Consider the following 14,796-nt stretch of genomic DNA (forward strand, 5'->3'; position numbering starts at 1 on the left):
GCTGGGAATTCAGCTGCAGCTGGAAGACCAGGCCGCCCGGGGATCGGCCCTTCATGCCACGAAAGGACAGGCAACCACAGTGCCGGAAACCGCTGCGCCCGCAAGGGCAGGCCGTGCCCCGCGCCACGCCCGCGCCCTGGTGCTGGCCGGGATCCTGGCGGCAGCGCCGGCCATGGCGGGCTGCATCGCAGAAGCCGGCCCCTCACCCACCGGCACCCTCGTGACCAGCCCTGTCGCCACCGGCACGGCCGAGGCCCCGACCACGAGCGCCCCGCTGGAAACCACGCAGTCCTCCAGCAAGGCCCCGGTGTACTGGATCGGCCGCAGCGGCGAACATGTCTTCCTCTACCGCGAATTCCGGGACGTTCCCGAACAGGAGAACCCTGTGACCAGGGCGCTGCGTTCCATGATGTCGGACAAGCCCCTGGACCCTGACTTCTTCACGCCCTGGCAGAACCCCGGCAAACTGGCCACGTCGATTTCCGGCAAGGACACGATCACGGTGGATGTGTCGGAGGACGCCTTCAACAGCAACCTCGACGCCGACATGGCGGCCCGGGCGGTCCAGCAGCTGGTCTACACGGCCACCGCGGCCGCTGCCAGTTCAGGCCTGATCGATTCCGGCCAGCAGATCCGGGTGCGGATCCTGGTCGACGGGCACACAGACTATGTGGCCTTCGACCACATCCAGCTGGGTGCCTTGATGACCCGGACGGCCGGGCTTGTGGCGCCGGTCTGGATCATCGACCCGCAGGAGAACGTGGAAGTGGCGGGCGGCAGCGTGAAGATCACCGGCCGCAGCACGACGCCGGGCGGCAAGCTTCGCTGGCAGATACTCCGCGCCGGGAACGATGGAAACACCGAGCCGTTCCTCACGGGAGAGACGACGGCCTCCGCGGAACAGGGGCAGGCGGGTGTTTTCACTCTTGCCCTGAACCTTCCTGCAGGCAGCTACGAGCTCCGGGCCGCGCAGGCAGGGTCCGGAGGCGGCCCCGACCAGTACGAGGACACCCGGAGCTTTAAGGTCAGGTAGCGGCCCAGCGGCCGAGGATGTCGCTGGCGAGCACGACGGCGGCCGGTCCGGCCGTGGACGAGCGCAGGACGTGGTGCCCCAGCAGTGCGGTCACGGCGCCCTGGTCGCACAGCCTGGTCACCTCGCGGGGGCTGATGCCGCCTTCCGGGCCCACAATCAGCAGCACCTCCCGGTCCGCCGCTTCCCCGTCGCCGCCCGGGGAGCCCGTCCCGTTCCACGCCTCGAGGACCCAGGCCTCAAGGACTTTGCGCAGCGGGCGTACTGCGTCCTCGTGCAGGATTACCGCCAGGTCAGCGGTCTTGACCACGGCAGACAGGCCGGCGGTGTCGACGGCGGGCCGTACCTCCGGAATCCAGGCCCGCCTCGCCTGCTTGGCCGCGGCCGTTACTACTGACTGCCACTTGGCGTGGGCTTTGGCCGCCCGGTCGCCCTTCCACCGGACGATGGACCGTTCCGACTGCCACGGGACCACGGCATCGATTCCCAGTTCCGTGGCTGTCTCGATGGCCAGCTCGTCCCGGTCGCCCTTGGCAAGTGCCTGGACCAGCACCAGCCGGATGGCGGGCCTGTCTTCAACCGCAACGGACGTGCACTCAACCTCCAGCCGGGACGGCGTGGCGGACGTGACGCGGCCGGTGACCCGGGTGCCCGCGCCGTCCACCAGGTCAACGGCTTCACCGGGGGTGAGGCGTTTGACTGTCACGGCATGACGGGCTTCAGCACCGTCGAGGGCAAAATGCCCTCCAGGGGTTACGGCGTCGAGGGCTCCGGCCGGTGTGAAGAAGACGGGATTGCTCACCTTTACAGGTTCCCGAGGCGGTCCCGCCATTTGGCGAACATACCGCCGCTGGCGGCAAGCTTGCCCTCGGTGATCTGTTCACCCCGCAGCTTTGCCAGCTGCCGGAGCAGGTCTTCCTGGGTGGCGTCCAGCTTCGCCGGCGTCTCCACTTGGAGGTGAACCTTGAGGTCGCCGCGGCCATACCCGCGCAGGTGGGTGACGCCCAGGCCGCGGAGCGTGATGATTTCGCCGGACTGGGTTCCGGGCTTGACGTCGATCTCCTGGGTTCCGTCGAAGGTTTCCAGGCTGACGTCGGTGCCCAGGGCGGCCGCCGTCATGGGGATGTTCAGCGTGGCATGGAGGTCGTCGCCGTCGCGGACGTAGGTGGGGTCGTTGTTGACGCGGATTTCGACGTACAGGTCACCGGTGGGTCCGCCGGCGGGGCCCGCTTCGCCCTGGCCGGCGAGCTGGATGCGGGTGCCTGTGGCGACACCGGCCGGCACCTTGATGGTGAGGGACCGGCGGCTGCGGATGCGTCCCTGGCCGCTGCATTCGTTGCAGGGGTCCTTGATGACCGTGCCGAAGCCTTCGCAGGTGCCGCAGGGTGCAGCGGTCATAACCTGGCCCAGGATGGAGCGGACAGCCCGCTGGACCTGGCCGCTGCCGCCGCAGATGTCGCAGCGTTCCGGATGCGTGCCGGGGCGGCAGCATGAGCCCTCGCAGGTGGGGCAGGTCACTGCCGTGTCCACCTCGAGCTTCTTGTTGACGCCGAAGACGGCGTCGCGCAGTTCGATCCGGACGCTGATGAGGGCGTCCTGGCCACGGCGCACCCGGGAGGCCGGGCCCGTTGAACCGCCGGCGCCGAAGAACGTGTCGAAGATGTCCTGGAAGGCGAAACCCTGGCCGGCGTAGCTGCCGCCGCCGAACCCGTTGTCGGTACCGTTTTCATTGCCGGTGGTGTCGTACACCCGCCGCTTCTGCGGGTCCGAGAGCACCTCGTAGGCGTGGGTCACGGCCTTGAACCGGTCTGCTGCCTCTTCACCCGGGTTGACGTCCGGGTGCAGGGTGCGGGCCAGCTTGCGGTAGGCCTTTTTGATTTCTTCCCCGGTAGCCTCCGGTGAAACTCCAAGGACTTCGTAGTGGCTGCTCAAAGTTCGTATCTCTTCCTTGTTGTACTGCGTGCAGTGGGGTGCCCTGGTTGCGGCCGCGGGCGCCGTGGCGTCCGTGCGGGCCGGTCAGGGACCCAGGATCCGGGAAAGGTAGCGGGCAACGGCCCTGACGGCGGCCATGGTGGTGGGATAGTCCATGCGGGTTGGCCCCAGCACGCCGATTTTCGCCGCGCTGTCCGGGCCATAGCCGGTGGCCACCACGGAGGCTTCGGCGAGACCGTCGTAGGGGTTCTCCCGCCCGATGCTGACGGCGACGCCGCGGTGGTCCTGCGCCATTTCGCTGAGCAGGCGCAGCATCACCACCTGCTCCTCCAGTGCTTCCAGCACAGGCCCGATGCTGAGCGGGAAGTCCACGTTGGAACGGGCGAGGTTCGCTGTACCTGCCATCACCATGCGGTCCTCGCGGCTGCTGTGCGCCAGCAGTTCCAGGCCGTGGGCAAGTGCCTGCGCCGCCTGGCGCTGTGCCGGGCCTACGGCGGAGACGACGGCGGGAAGGGACTGGCTGAGCTGGCCCAGCGGGGTGCCGGCGAGCGACCCGAGGAACCGGGTCCGCAGCGAGGAGATGGCGTCGTCCCCGAGGTCCTGCCCGACGTCGATGACGCGCTGCTCCACCTTGCCGCTGTTGGCGATCAGCACCACAAGCACCTTACGCGGCGCCAGCAGGACAAACTCGATGTGGCGGACCAGGGCCCGGCTCAGGTGCGGGTACTGGACCACTGCCACCTGGTTGGTGAGCTGGGAGAGCAGCCGGACCGTGCGCTCAAGGACATCGTCGAGGTCGTCGGAGCCTTCGAGCAGGGACTGGATGGCACGGCGTTCGGCCTGCGACAGCGGCTTCACGGCGGAGATCTGGTCCACGAACAACCGGTAGCCCTTGTCGGTCGGGATCCGGCCCGCGCTCGTGTGGGGTGCGGTGATCAGGCCTTCGTCCTCGAGCGCAGCCATGTCGTTGCGGATTGTGGCACTGGAAACGCCCAGCTGGTGCCTCTCCACCAGCGCTTTGGAACCCACCGGTTCCCGGGAGTGGACGTAGTCCTCCACAATGGCCCGCAATACTTCCAGTTTGCGTGGCTCGCTCACACTCCACCTCCATCCAGGGTCAGGGCGGCCGCAGCGCCCGTACAACCATCAGAATCGAACCAACATGGTTAGCACTCGACATGCCTAAGTGCTAACAGTCTATTATGCCTCGCGCCGTTGTTAGCATTGGTACCGCTCCGGGCGACATTCCGGCGGCACTGATCTAGAACCAGGCGGAGTCGATCCATGGATTACCAGAACTGGGGGGCCCGGGACATGTCCGCTCCCGTCCGCACCCAATTGCCGGAAGTGCCCGTTGAACGCGGCATGGTGCTCGAGGATGTCCAGTCCGGGTGGGTCGGCGCTGTGACCCGGGTGGAAAAGTCCGGCGGCATGCACGTTGTGGCCCTGGAGGACCGGCGGGGAAAGTCCCGCACGTTCCGGCTGGGTTTCGGCTTCCTCCTGGAGGGCCGCGCCATCCGGCTGATGCCGCCGGCACCAAAGCAGGCAGCCGGAGCGACGGCTGGACGCACCGCGTCAGGGTCGGTACGCGTCGCGAACCAGCGCGCCCAGGTGGCGAAGGCGAGCCGGATCTGGGTCGAGGGCAAGCACGACGCCGAACTTGTGGAGAAAGTCTGGGGAGACGACCTGCGGGTCGAAGGCATCGTCGTCGAACCCCTGCACGGCATCGACGACCTCGCCGGCGCGGTGGCCGATTTCCGTCCCGGGCCTGGACGGCGGCTGGGCGTGCTTGTGGACCACCTGGTGCCGGATTCCAAGGAGTCCCGGATCGCCGATGCCGTCATGGCATCCCCCGGCGCCGCCGGCAACGTGCTCATCGTGGGCCACCCATATGTGGATGTGTGGCAGGCGATCCGCCCGGCCGTCCTTGGGATTGAGCAGTGGCCGGTGGTGCCGCGCGGCCAGGACTGGAAGACCGGAGTCCTCGCGGCGTTCGGCTGGCCGCACGCAACCAAGGAAGACATCGGCCTCGGCTGGCAGAAACTGCTGGGCGCGGTCCGCACCTACGCCGACCTCGAAGCCTCGCTGCTGGGCCGGGTCGAAGAAGTGATCGACTTCCTCACCGTCCCCTAACTTGAACGCCGACCGGAACGCCGAGCGGACCGGACCGCCGGAACGCTGTAACCCAGTATTCTTGGTACTGCAGGTCTCGGGGAACTGTCGCACGCGCAACAGGAAACCACCGGCATTCCGCACCATTTGCACTCTCGAAGGAACAGACTGTGGCAGAAAACGCACGTGATCACAGGGACAGCCAGGGCGGCGCAGGCCGTTCCGAATACCATGGCGTCCCGGCGAACGCGCTGCCTTTGACGGCAAACGAGGACCGGCAGTGGGCCACGTTGTCGCACTTCGGCGGAATCCTCGGCTGCGTCCCGGCCCTGCTCATTTTCCTGATCTTCCGCGACCGCGGTCCGTTCACGGCGCAGGAGTCCAAAGAGGCACTGAACTTCAGCCTGCCGCCCACCATTGCTGCGGTGGTAGCCAACATCCTGGTGTTCATTCCAGTGATCGGCAACATCTTCGCCGTGATCGCCACGCTGATCTGGATCGCCCTGACCTGCTTCTCCGTCTCCGCGGGCATCCACGTGAACAAGGGCCAGCCGCACCGGTACCCGTTCAACCTGCGCTGGATAAAGTAGTCCCCGCCGGCGTGGGCCTAGCAGGGCGTTATTCCGGCTAGTCCGGCAGGACCCTGCGGACCACAGCGTCAGCCAGCAGGCGGCCCTTCAGGGTGAGGACCAGCCTCCCTTGGAACGCCGCGGCGGGGTCCACGAGCCCGTCGGCGATGAGGCCTGCGATCTGGTGTCGCCCGCCGGGACCAAGCGCCGCAACCTCGAGCCCGCTGCGCAGCCGCGCTTCGAGCATCACCCGCTCGACACCCCGGGTTTCGTGGTCCAGGGTTTCCCGGCCCGCTGCGGGCGACACGCCCTGGGAAAGGCGCCCGGCGTAGGCGGTGGGGTGCTTGACGTTCCACCAGCGGACCCCGCCCACGTGCGAGTGTGCGCCCGGGCCTATCCCCCACCAGTCGTCGCCGCGCCAGTAGGCGAGGTTGTGGCGGCACTCCTGCCCGGGGGTGCGTGCCCAGTTGCTGACCTCGTACCAGCCGAGCCCGGCTTCGGTGATCAGCTGGTCGGCGAGTTCGTACTTGTCGGCGTGGTCGTCGTCGTCAATCCCCGGGACCTCGCCGCGGCGCATCTGCGCCGCCAGCTTGGTGCCTTCCTCGACTATCAGCGCGTAGGCGCTGATATGGTCCGGCTGGTAGGACAGCGCGGTCTCGAGGGAATGCCGCCAGTCCTCCAGGGATTCGCCAGGTGTGCCGTAGATCAGGTCCAGGCTCACCGCGAGTCCGGCCTCGCGCGCCCACTGCACCACTTGCGGCACCCGGGCGGGGCTGTGGGTCCGGTCCAAAACTTTCAGGACGTGCGGAACCGCCGACTGCATACCAAAAGAAACGCGTGTGAACCCGGCCGCCTTGAGGACGGCAAGGGACTCCGGCGTGACCGAGTCAGGGTTGGCTTCGGTGGTCACTTCCGCGCCGTCCTCGATCCCCCACTCGTCGACTGCCGCGCGCAGGATCACCGCGAGGTCCTCAGCGGGAAGCAACGTGGGGGTTCCGCCGCCGAAGAACACGGTGCTGAGCTTCCGGGCCTGCACCCCGGACCCGGCCAGCGCCCGGGCAGCGAACGAAACCTCGGACACGGCCGTCTGTGCGTAGGCGTCCTGCGAGGCACCTCCGCCCAGTTCGGTGGCCGTGTAGGTGTTGAAGTCGCAGTACCCGCAGCGCACCGCGCAGAAGGGGATGTGGACGTACAGCCCGAACGCCCGTGCCGCCGCACCGTCCGCTGCCTGCGGGGGCAGCAGACCGTCCGACGGGGCGGGGTCGCCGAGGGGAAGAACGCTAGGCATTGCTGCGGCCTTTGGTGCATACGGCCACTGTCATCACTACTTCTTTGCCTTGTCCTTGGACTCGTCGGTGGTCAGGGCGGCGATGAACGCTTCCTGGGGGACCTCCACACGGCCCACCATCTTCATGCGCTTCTTGCCTTCCTTCTGCTTTTCCAGCAGCTTGCGCTTACGGGAGATGTCGCCGCCGTAGCACTTGGCCAGCACGTCCTTGCGGATGGCGCGGATGCTTTCCCGGGCGATGATGCGGGAGCCGATGGCTGCCTGGATGGGCACCTCGAACTGCTGCCTCGGGATGAGCTCGCGGAGCTTGCTGGTCATCATCACGCCGTACGCGTACGCCTTGTCCTTGTGGGTGATGGCACTGAAGGCGTCCACCTGTTCGCCCTGGAGCAGGATGTCCACCTTGACCAGGTCGGCTACCTGTTCGCCGTCGGCCTTCCAGTCCAGCGAGGCGTAGCCGCGCGTCTTGGACTTGAGGATGTCGAAGAAGTCGAAGACGATTTCGGCCAACGGGATCCAGTAACGGAGCTCCACGCGGTCCTCGGAGAGGTAATCCATCCCCTTCATCTGGCCGCGGCGGCCCTGGCAGAGCTCCATGATGGCGCCAACGAACTCATTCGGGGCAAGGATGGTGGCCGACACCATCGGTTCCCGGACTTCCTTGATCTTTCCGGCCGGGAATTCGCTGGGGTTGGTGACGGTGAGGACGTTCTTGTCCTCCAGGGTGACCTCGTAGACCACGTTCGGCGCGGTGGAGATCAGGTCCAGGTTGAACTCCCGTTCCAGGCGTTCGCGGACGATTTCGAGGTGGAGCAGGCCCAGGAAACCGACGCGGAAGCCGAAGCCCAGTGCCGCCGACGTTTCGGGTTCGTAGATCAGCGCGGCGTCGTTGAGCTTGAGCTTGTCCAGCGCGTCACGCAGGACCGGGTAGTCGGTGCCGTCCAGCGGGTAGAGCCCGGAGAACACCATTGGCTTGGGGTCGGCGTAGCCGCTGAGGGATTCCGACGCCGGCTTGGCCAGGTTGGTGACAGTGTCACCAACCTTGGACTGGCGGACGTCCTTAACGCCGGTGATGAGGTAGCCCACCTCCCCGACGCCGAGGCCCTTCGATGGGGTGGGCTCGGGCGAGCTGACGCCGATTTCGAGGAGCTCGTGCGAGGCCTTGGTGGACATCATCTGGATGCGCTCACGCGGGTGCAGCATGCCGTCCACCACCCGGACGTACGTGACCACGCCGCGGTAGGTGTCGTAGACGGAGTCGAAAATCATGGCACGGGCGGGAGCGTCGGCGTTACCTACCGGCGCCGGAAGGTCCGTGACGATCTTGTCGAGCAGCGCTTCAACACCAACGCCGGTCTTGCCGGACACCAGGAGCACGTCCTCGGGGTCCCCGCCGATCAGGTTGGCCAGCTCCGCCGCGTACTTCTCCGGCTGCGCCGCCGGCAGGTCAATCTTGTTGAGCACCGGGATGATGGTGAGGTCGTTTTCCATCGCCAAATAGAGGTTGGCGAGCGTCTGCGCCTCAATGCCCTGGGCGGCGTCGACGAGCAGCACGGCGCCTTCGCAGGCTGCCAGGGACCGTGACACCTCGTAGGTGAAGTCCACGTGCCCGGGGGTGTCGATCATGTTCAGCGCGTAGCTGACGCCGTCCACTTCCCAGGGCATGCGGACGGCCTGCGACTTGATGGTGATGCCGCGCTCACGCTCGATGTCCATCCGGTCCAGGTACTGGGCCTTCATGTCGCGCGCCTGCACCACGCCCGTGGACTGCAGCATCCGGTCGGCCAGGGTGGACTTACCGTGGTCAATGTGCGCGATGATGCAGAAATTCCGGATGATGGCCGGATCTGTCGCGGCGGGCACCGGGGCGGTGCGGGCCATGGGAGACACGCAGGGTCCTTACTGTTGGCATTATTCGCGGCAACCCCGCCAGGCACACCCTCGAAAGGGCCCTGCGGTTCGGCCGCACATCGTCAACCTCCAGTGTCCCACGTCCGGGCCCGTGGCACCGCATCCCGCAACGACGGAGGCTGCCTCACGCCAAGGAGTGCAGGCCGCGGATAGTGTGGCGGGATGGTGATCAATCTTCGTTCGCTGGGAAATGCCGGACGGGGAACCGGACCCCGGCGAGGTGGTGTGGACCTGGGTGCCCTACCAGGAGGACCATGGCCGCGGGAAGGACCGGCCCCGGCAGGGCCGGCCCAGCGAGGCGCGGCTGGACCGGATCCTGCACATCAGGCCCCAGGTCATCCGGCGGGAAGGCGCCGTCCTGGACCGGAAAGTGTTTGAGCGTGTCGCGGCCGGGCGCAGCGACACGGCTGGTCATAGCCGCAGGAAATGGCCAACCGGGCCGCTGACCTGCTAATATTTTTAGCTGTGTGTCCGTGCAGGTCGACGGCCACTGATGGTTGGCCGCCATAGGTATCCCCACGCCGCTCAGTCAATGGCCAATCTGACAGCCCTCTAGACCATTTCCGCATTATAAAGAGAGTTCACACGTGGCGAATATCAAGTCCCAGAAGAAGCGCATCCTCACCAACGAGAAGGCCCGCCTGCGCAACAACGCAGTCAAGTCCGAGCTGAAGACGGCCATCCGCGCCGTCAACACCGCCGTTGAGTCCACGGACAAGGATGCAGCTGCTGCTGCCCTGAAGGTTGCCAGCCGTAAGCTGGACAAGGCTGTCAGCAAGGGTGTTCTGCACAAGAACAACGCAGCGAACCGCAAGTCGGCGATCTCCAAGAAGGTCAACGCACTGTAAGGTTTCCAGTTCTCTCGAACTGATGTTTGTGGCCGGTACCCTCGGGTGCCGGCCACACGCCTTTAAGCTGCCGGCCACATGCTTTTGGAGAGTCTGCCGGCGCCCACTGCAACCGGCACCGGCCGTCTACCGGTTCCGGACGGAAGTGGCGATGACCCGCACGGCATTCTCCACCGCGTAAACGGGGTCGCGGGACAGCCCTTTGACTTGGGCGTCCGCCTCGGCGGTTGCCTGGATGGAACGCACCAGTCCCTCAGGAGTCCAGCGGCGGACCTCACGCTGGGCCTGTTCCACCAGCCAGGGCTGCATGCCAAGTTCAGCGGCAAGCTGCGCAGCGGAACCTGAGGCGCCCGCGACCCGCGCCACCGTCCGAAGCTTCGCTGCCAGCGCTGCCACCAGGGGAACAGGGTCAGCTCCTGTTGCCAGGGCGTGCCGGAGCGTGGACAGGGCAAGCGGCCCGTTGCCTGCCATGGCCGCGTCCGCGACCTTGAACGCGGTAGCTTCGATCCTGCCGCCGTAGTACCGGTCCACGATCTCTGACGTCACGGTGGTCCCTGCATCCGCGATCAGCTGGCTGCAGGCGGCTGCCAGTTCGGACAGGTTGGCTCCGACTGCATTGACGAGCGCCAGGACGGCTTCCTGTTCGATGCGCCGGCCGGCCGCTTTGAATTCGGCCGAGACGAAGGCCATCTTGTCCGCGTCCTTTTTGAGCGGCTGGCAGTCGATGACGGGCCAGCCGCCCTTCTTGATCGCGTCGAGGAGTTTCTTGCCCCGCGCTCCCCCGCCGTGCCGGAGGACCACGACGGCGTCCTGCCCGGGCTGCCCCAAGTAGGCGAGGGCGTCGGCGAGGAAGGCGTCGTTCATTGACTCGACGCTTTCGACCTCGATGAGCTTGCTTTCGCCGAACAGGGACGGGCTGACCTGCATCAGCAACGTTCCCGCCTCATAAGCTGCCGCGTTGAGCCGGCTGACTTCGACGTCCGGATCCGCCGCGCGCACCTTCGAACGGATGCTGTCCATCGCCCTGATGCCCAGGTACTCTTCCGGTCCGCTCACCAGGACGACGGCGGCCGGGGCGGCGTCGCGCCAGGCGGCGGGATCCGGCGCCGTCGAACGGGGTGCTCGCTTTTGCGCAGCGGCCATCGGGGGTTCCTTCCGGAAAGCGTTGTGGAGTATTCCAGCCTGCCACGTCCCGGGCCGCGGACAAAGCCGTAGCGGTAGCGGAATGCACGCTCCCGGCCTTCCAGCCACACCAGCAGCGCAACCGTGCGCCCGTGGGCCGCAACAGCAAGTTGCACAACCCCGCGGGGCCGGGCAGCCGCCACCACTGCAGCGAACGTGACCACGGAGAGAAGCAGCATCGACAGCAGCCCGGAAACGCCTTCCGGCCAGGGCAGGGATGCGCCGGGCAGCTGCGCGGCGAACCGTGCCGTTCCCGCGACGCCGGCGGTGAACGTACCGGCGCCGGCAATGAGGACCGTGGCGGGCCACGGTGCCAGCGCGACGAGCGGAACGGCTGCTGTCCCCAGCAGCGTCACCGGAGCCACCAGGGGTGCGGCAACAACATTGGCCGCGAGTGAATACGTTGAAAACTGCGGCTGCAGCAGCACAATGACAGGCCCGCACAGCAGCTGCGCGGACAACGGCACGGCCACGGCGGCGGCCGCCCAGCGGGGAACGGTGGCAGGTGTCCAGTCGATCATCCGCCTGCCCAGGACGATGATTCCCAGTGTCGCCAGGACAGAGAGCAGGAACCCAAAGCTGCCGCCCAGTCCGGGGTCCAGCAGGAGGAGCCCGATCACCGCCGTGCACAGAAAACTCAACCCGCGCCCGGTGCGGCCGCCGGCCAGTGCGGCCACGGCAACCGCCCCCATCAGGGCGGCCCGCAGGACGCTTGCGTCCGGGCCGACAAGGACCACAAACAGGCCCAGCCCGCAGAGGGCTGCGACGGCGGCCGGGGCCCGCGGCAGCCGGAACTTCCGGCAGGCCAGCAGCAGCGCGCCGAGGACCAGGCTGCAGTTCGCCCCGCTGACCGCTGTCAGGTGCGTCATACCCACCGTCTTCATGGCGTTTTCCAGTTCCTCGTCCAGGGCACTGGTATCGCCCGTGACCATCCCGGGCAGCAGGCCGGCGGCATCAGGAGCAAGAAAGGCAGTTGCGGCCACGAAGCGTGTCCGCAGGTCCTTCGCGGCCTGCTCCAGCCCGGACCCGCCCGTTATCCTGCCCGGTGGGGATGAGGCGGCGAGGGCACCTGCCTCCACTCTTCCGGGGTCGGCGGCACGAAGTTTTCCCGTAGCCCGCAGTCTCTGGCCGGGGACCACGCTGCCCCACGCGCCACTGCCTGTCACGACCAACTGCGCGCGCGTCCGGATCAGCGCACCGCCGGTGGCCACCTCCTGCGTCCAGACCGGCACGGACCAGCGAGCCGGTGGACCAGCCTGCCCGGGCGTGCCGAGCGCACGCGGGCCGGCTGCCACCTCGACGACGGCCACCGCGGTTTTGCCCGACGCTATGGCTTCGGCCAGGGGACCGTCGAACCGCTGGCTCGAGGACCCGGCGGAGTGCGCAGCAGCCACGGCTGCCAGGAGGAGGGCAACGGCAGCGGTTGCCGCGAAGCTGCGCCCGGGTGTCCGCCCGCTGCGCCGCGCCACCCCCGCAAGGTGCACCAGCAGGGCGGACGCAACGCCAGCCATGCTTAGGCACAGCATGGCCAGAACTGACGGCGGCAGCCACAGCCCGGCCAGGCACGCGCCCCACACGAAGACCGCGGGGAAACCGAGCCGCACATCCGTGCGCCGCCGCGGCGACTCCCTGCCAGCGTCGTTCCCGCCCCCGGCACCCCGGCCGGCGGTCCGCTGCTGCGCAAACCGGGTGATTCTTTCCCGGTACCCCCGCGGGGTTGTCATGGATGTCCCGGTGCGCCGGGCCCTGCCCCCGGACCGCTGGTCCGTTTCGCTGCGGTATTCAGGGCCTTCCCCGTGCGCGACTGCCGCACCGGCGTTTACGGCGGACTCAACATACCGGCTCCACGGGCTGACCCTGCGCCGCCGTGCTCCCCCGCCTATGGGGTGTCCCTTCCATTCGCCACCCATGTCACACCGTCACGAGCGGCAGCAGGGCTTCGAGCATCTTGGGTCCCACACCGTCCACCGCGTCCAACTCCTCGACGCTTTTGAATGCCCCGTGTTCCCGGCGCCAGTCCACGATCCGCTGGGCCAGCACCGGGCCCACCCTGGGCAGGGCATCAAGCTCCGCGACGTCCGCAGTGTTGAGGTTGATTTTGGTGCCCGGCGCACCCGCACCCGCGTCTCCCCCGCCGGCACCAGCTGCGGCCCCGTCAGCTGCCTCGGCTGACATGGATTCACCGTGCCTGGGGACGTGGATCTTCTGTGCGTCCTGGACTACCTGGGCAAGATTAAGCCGGTTTACGTCCGCGTCTGCTGTTGCGCCCCCGGCGGCGGAGAGGGCGTCGTTGACGCGGCTTCCGGCCGGCAGGCGCACTACGCCCGGGGCCGTCACGGCCCCGGCAACATGGACAAGGACCACGCCGGGTGCCGCATCCCCTGGCAGGCCTGTCCCTGCGGGATCCCCGGCTTCCGGATCCTCGTCCTGTCCGGCGTCATCCTGCCCGGCGTCATCCTGTCCAAAACCGTCCGCCCCGGCCGCTTCGGAACTGCCGGAGCCTGGACCGCCCAGCGGCAGGACCTCGGGCCGGCTGGAGGCCATCTGCCACCAGAACAATGCGGCGGCAAGCAAGGCGGCGATACCCAGCAGGGCGGCGACCCGTACACCAAGCCGCCAGCGCACGGCGGGCCCCGGCCCGGCATCACCAGCCCGTGCCGCATCGGCGCTGTCCACGCCGCCGGGGTGGCCGGTGCCGGATTCCTCCGCCGCCCTGTAGACGAAGTCCCGCTCCCCGGCGCCGGCCTGCAGCAAACCCGGCGGGCTGCCGAGCGTGGCCTGCAGCCGGGACTTCACATGGCGCGCGGAAATGCCTGCTGCTCCAGCGTCCCGGCGTGACATGGTTTCAACGTTAGGAACATGACGCAGCCGGGTGACAGGCCCGGACCCTGCTATGTGGACAGGCTACGGCGACTGCGGTGCCGGGGCGGCCGGCAGCTCGTGGCCCACGATCACGGCCAGCACGCCCAGTCCCGCGTGCGCTGCCAGCACAGCCGGCAGGGAGCTGATCTGGGCAGGCGGGCAGTTGGGCAAAGCTGCCGAAAGCCTGGCGGCAAGGCTTTCGGCTTCCTGGGGGTTGCCGAAATGGTGGACGGCGAGCCGCACGGACGGACCCGCCGCAGCCTCGGCCGCAACGATTTCCTCCAGCCGCGCCACCGCCCTCGCCGCTGACCTCACCTTCTCCAGCGGAACGATCCTGCCGCCGTCGACCGCGAGGATAGGCTTGATGGCCAGCATGGTGCCGAGCAGGGAAGCCGCTGCACCGATCCGTCCGCCGCGGCGGAGTTGCTCGAGGCTGGGGACATAGAAATACACCTTTGTTCCTGCCGCCTGGCCTGCCGCTGCCGCCGCGACGGCGGCGGTGTCGCCCCCGGCCGCGGCAACGGCCACCGCGGACTGGACGGCCATGCCCAGCGCCATGCCGACAGTCCGCGAATCCACGACCTCAACGGGAAAGTCCACGCGGGCGGCGGCCAGCCGGGCCGCGTCCGCCGTCCCGGACAGTTCGCCGGAGATGTGGATCGACACTACCGACTCGTAACCCTGCCCCTGGGCGGCACGGTAAGCCTGTTCGAACTGTCCCGGGGAAGGCCTGGAGGTTTTGACCGGCTTCCCCGTGGCCAGCGCCAGGGCGATGGTTTCGAGGATGTCATCTTCACCCTCGCCGTAGATGTCCGGCCCTACCATGACCGGCATCGGGATGACCGTCAGCAGTCCCTTGCCGCCCACGCCGGCGATCCAGTCCGCGGGCAGGGCGGCAGCCGAGTCTGTCACCACCGCGGTGCGTACGGCGGCGGGCCCGCCTTCGCGTTGTTTGGGAACGAAGCGGAGGCCCGCCAGCCGGGCGCGGAACCAGGGCCAGGCAGCGGCGTGACTCTCGGGCAAGGGGCCTCCTGGTGTCGGTGGCCGGCCGCCGGAAGTTCC

The 14,796-nt window shown here is 68.0% G+C and carries 13 protein-coding genes and 1 pseudogene; 5 read left to right on the plus strand and 9 right to left on the minus strand.

From position 1 onward, the window contains the following. Positions 1 to 79 precede the first annotated feature (79 nt). Complete coding sequence (locus ACYQ1Z_RS18285) at positions 80 to 1,033, plus strand: GerMN domain-containing protein (RefSeq protein ID WP_459793971.1); 954 nt, start codon at positions 80 to 82, stop codon at positions 1,031 to 1,033. Here the strand turns inward: ACYQ1Z_RS18285 and ACYQ1Z_RS18290 are convergent. The 3 genes from ACYQ1Z_RS18290 to hrcA form a co-directional block, all read right to left on the minus strand. After that, positions 1,026 to 1,832 carry a 16S rRNA (uracil(1498)-N(3))-methyltransferase gene (locus tag ACYQ1Z_RS18290; protein ID WP_459793972.1) on the minus strand — a complete coding sequence of 269 codons (807 nt, stop codon included), beginning with the start codon at positions 1,830 to 1,832 and terminating at the stop codon, positions 1,026 to 1,028. The two genes, ACYQ1Z_RS18285 and ACYQ1Z_RS18290, sit on opposite strands and share 8 nt — an antisense overlap. Positions 1,833 to 1,834: 2 nt before the next feature. Continuing rightward, positions 1,835 to 2,962 (minus strand): molecular chaperone DnaJ, encoded by a 1,128-nt coding sequence (gene dnaJ / locus ACYQ1Z_RS18295; RefSeq protein WP_459793973.1) that lies wholly within the window; start codon positions 2,960 to 2,962, stop codon positions 1,835 to 1,837. Between the two features lie 84 nt (positions 2,963 to 3,046). Then, positions 3,047 to 4,060: a heat-inducible transcriptional repressor HrcA gene (hrcA, locus tag ACYQ1Z_RS18300; RefSeq protein ID WP_459793974.1), complete on the minus strand. Its 1,014-nt coding sequence runs from the start codon at positions 4,058 to 4,060 to the stop codon at positions 3,047 to 3,049. 186 nt (positions 4,061 to 4,246) lie between these two features. On the opposite strand from hrcA, the gene ACYQ1Z_RS18305 reads away from it, so the two are divergent. Together ACYQ1Z_RS18305 and ACYQ1Z_RS18310 are read left to right on the plus strand one after the other, a co-directional pair. Next, positions 4,247 to 5,095 carry a DUF3097 domain-containing protein gene (locus tag ACYQ1Z_RS18305; protein WP_459793975.1) on the plus strand — a complete coding sequence of 283 codons (849 nt, stop codon included), beginning with the start codon at positions 4,247 to 4,249 and terminating at the stop codon, positions 5,093 to 5,095. Positions 5,096 to 5,244: 149 nt separating this feature from the next. Beyond that, a complete protein-coding gene (locus ACYQ1Z_RS18310; protein ID WP_459793976.1) occupies positions 5,245 to 5,664 on the plus strand; it encodes a DUF4870 domain-containing protein in 420 nt (139 codons plus the stop codon). 37 nt (positions 5,665 to 5,701) lie between these two features. Here ACYQ1Z_RS18310 and hemW read toward each other — a convergent pair whose 3' ends face one another. Both hemW and lepA read right to left on the minus strand, forming a co-directional pair. Next, on the minus strand, positions 5,702 to 6,931 hold the full coding sequence (gene hemW, locus ACYQ1Z_RS18315; RefSeq protein ID WP_459793977.1) for a radical SAM family heme chaperone HemW: 1,230 nt from the start codon (positions 6,929 to 6,931) through the stop codon (positions 5,702 to 5,704). Positions 6,932 to 6,967: 36 nt separating this feature from the next. Further along, positions 6,968 to 8,821 carry a translation elongation factor 4 gene (gene lepA, locus ACYQ1Z_RS18320; protein WP_459793978.1) on the minus strand — a complete coding sequence of 618 codons (1,854 nt, stop codon included), beginning with the start codon at positions 8,819 to 8,821 and terminating at the stop codon, positions 6,968 to 6,970. Between the two features lie 214 nt (positions 8,822 to 9,035). On the opposite strand from lepA, the pseudogene ACYQ1Z_RS18325 reads away from it, so the two are divergent. Next, a pseudogene (locus ACYQ1Z_RS18325) lies at positions 9,036 to 9,259 on the plus strand (type II toxin-antitoxin system PemK/MazF family toxin); the annotation flags it as partial. Positions 9,260 to 9,429: 170 nt separating this feature from the next. Further along, positions 9,430 to 9,690 (plus strand): 30S ribosomal protein S20, encoded by a 261-nt coding sequence (gene rpsT, locus ACYQ1Z_RS18330; RefSeq protein WP_138133777.1) that lies wholly within the window; start codon positions 9,430 to 9,432, stop codon positions 9,688 to 9,690. 126 nt (positions 9,691 to 9,816) lie between these two features. Here the strand turns inward: rpsT and holA are convergent, their stop codons facing one another. The 4 genes from holA to ACYQ1Z_RS18350 form a co-directional block, all read right to left on the minus strand. After that, on the minus strand, positions 9,817 to 10,833 hold the full coding sequence (holA, locus tag ACYQ1Z_RS18335; protein WP_459793979.1) for a DNA polymerase III subunit delta: 1,017 nt from the start codon (positions 10,831 to 10,833) through the stop codon (positions 9,817 to 9,819). Continuing rightward, on the minus strand, positions 10,743 to 12,596 hold the full coding sequence (locus tag ACYQ1Z_RS18340) for a ComEC/Rec2 family competence protein (RefSeq protein WP_459793980.1): 1,854 nt from the start codon (positions 12,594 to 12,596) through the stop codon (positions 10,743 to 10,745). The genes holA and ACYQ1Z_RS18340 overlap by 91 nt, the downstream gene beginning before the upstream one ends. A gap of 187 nt (positions 12,597 to 12,783) precedes the next feature. Beyond that, the gene (locus ACYQ1Z_RS18345; protein WP_459793981.1) at positions 12,784 to 13,713 is read right to left on the minus strand and encodes a helix-hairpin-helix domain-containing protein; all 930 of its coding nucleotides are present in this window, start codon (positions 13,711 to 13,713) and stop codon (positions 12,784 to 12,786) included. Positions 13,714 to 13,776: 63 nt separating this feature from the next. Then, positions 13,777 to 14,757, minus strand: coding sequence for a DegV family protein (locus ACYQ1Z_RS18350; RefSeq protein ID WP_459793982.1), 981 nt, complete (start codon positions 14,755 to 14,757; stop codon positions 13,777 to 13,779). Positions 14,758 to 14,796 lie beyond the last annotated feature (39 nt).

This window comes from Arthrobacter sp. AD-310, assembly GCF_054656615.1.

Coding starts and splice junctions, on each gene's coding strand:
- ACYQ1Z_RS18305 (WP_459793975.1), top strand. CDS start 4,247: ATGGATTACCAGAACTGGGGGGCCCGGGACATGTCCGCTCCCGTCCGC.
- hemW (WP_459793977.1), bottom strand. CDS start 6,931: ATGCCTAGCGTTCTTCCCCTCGGCGACCCCGCCCCGTCGGACGGTCTG.
- holA (WP_459793979.1), bottom strand. CDS start 10,833: ATGGCCGCTGCGCAAAAGCGAGCACCCCGTTCGACGGCGCCGGATCCC.
- ACYQ1Z_RS18340 (WP_459793980.1), bottom strand. CDS start 12,596: ATGACAACCCCGCGGGGGTACCGGGAAAGAATCACCCGGTTTGCGCAG.
- ACYQ1Z_RS18345 (WP_459793981.1), bottom strand. CDS start 13,713: ATGTCACGCCGGGACGCTGGAGCAGCAGGCATTTCCGCGCGCCATGTG.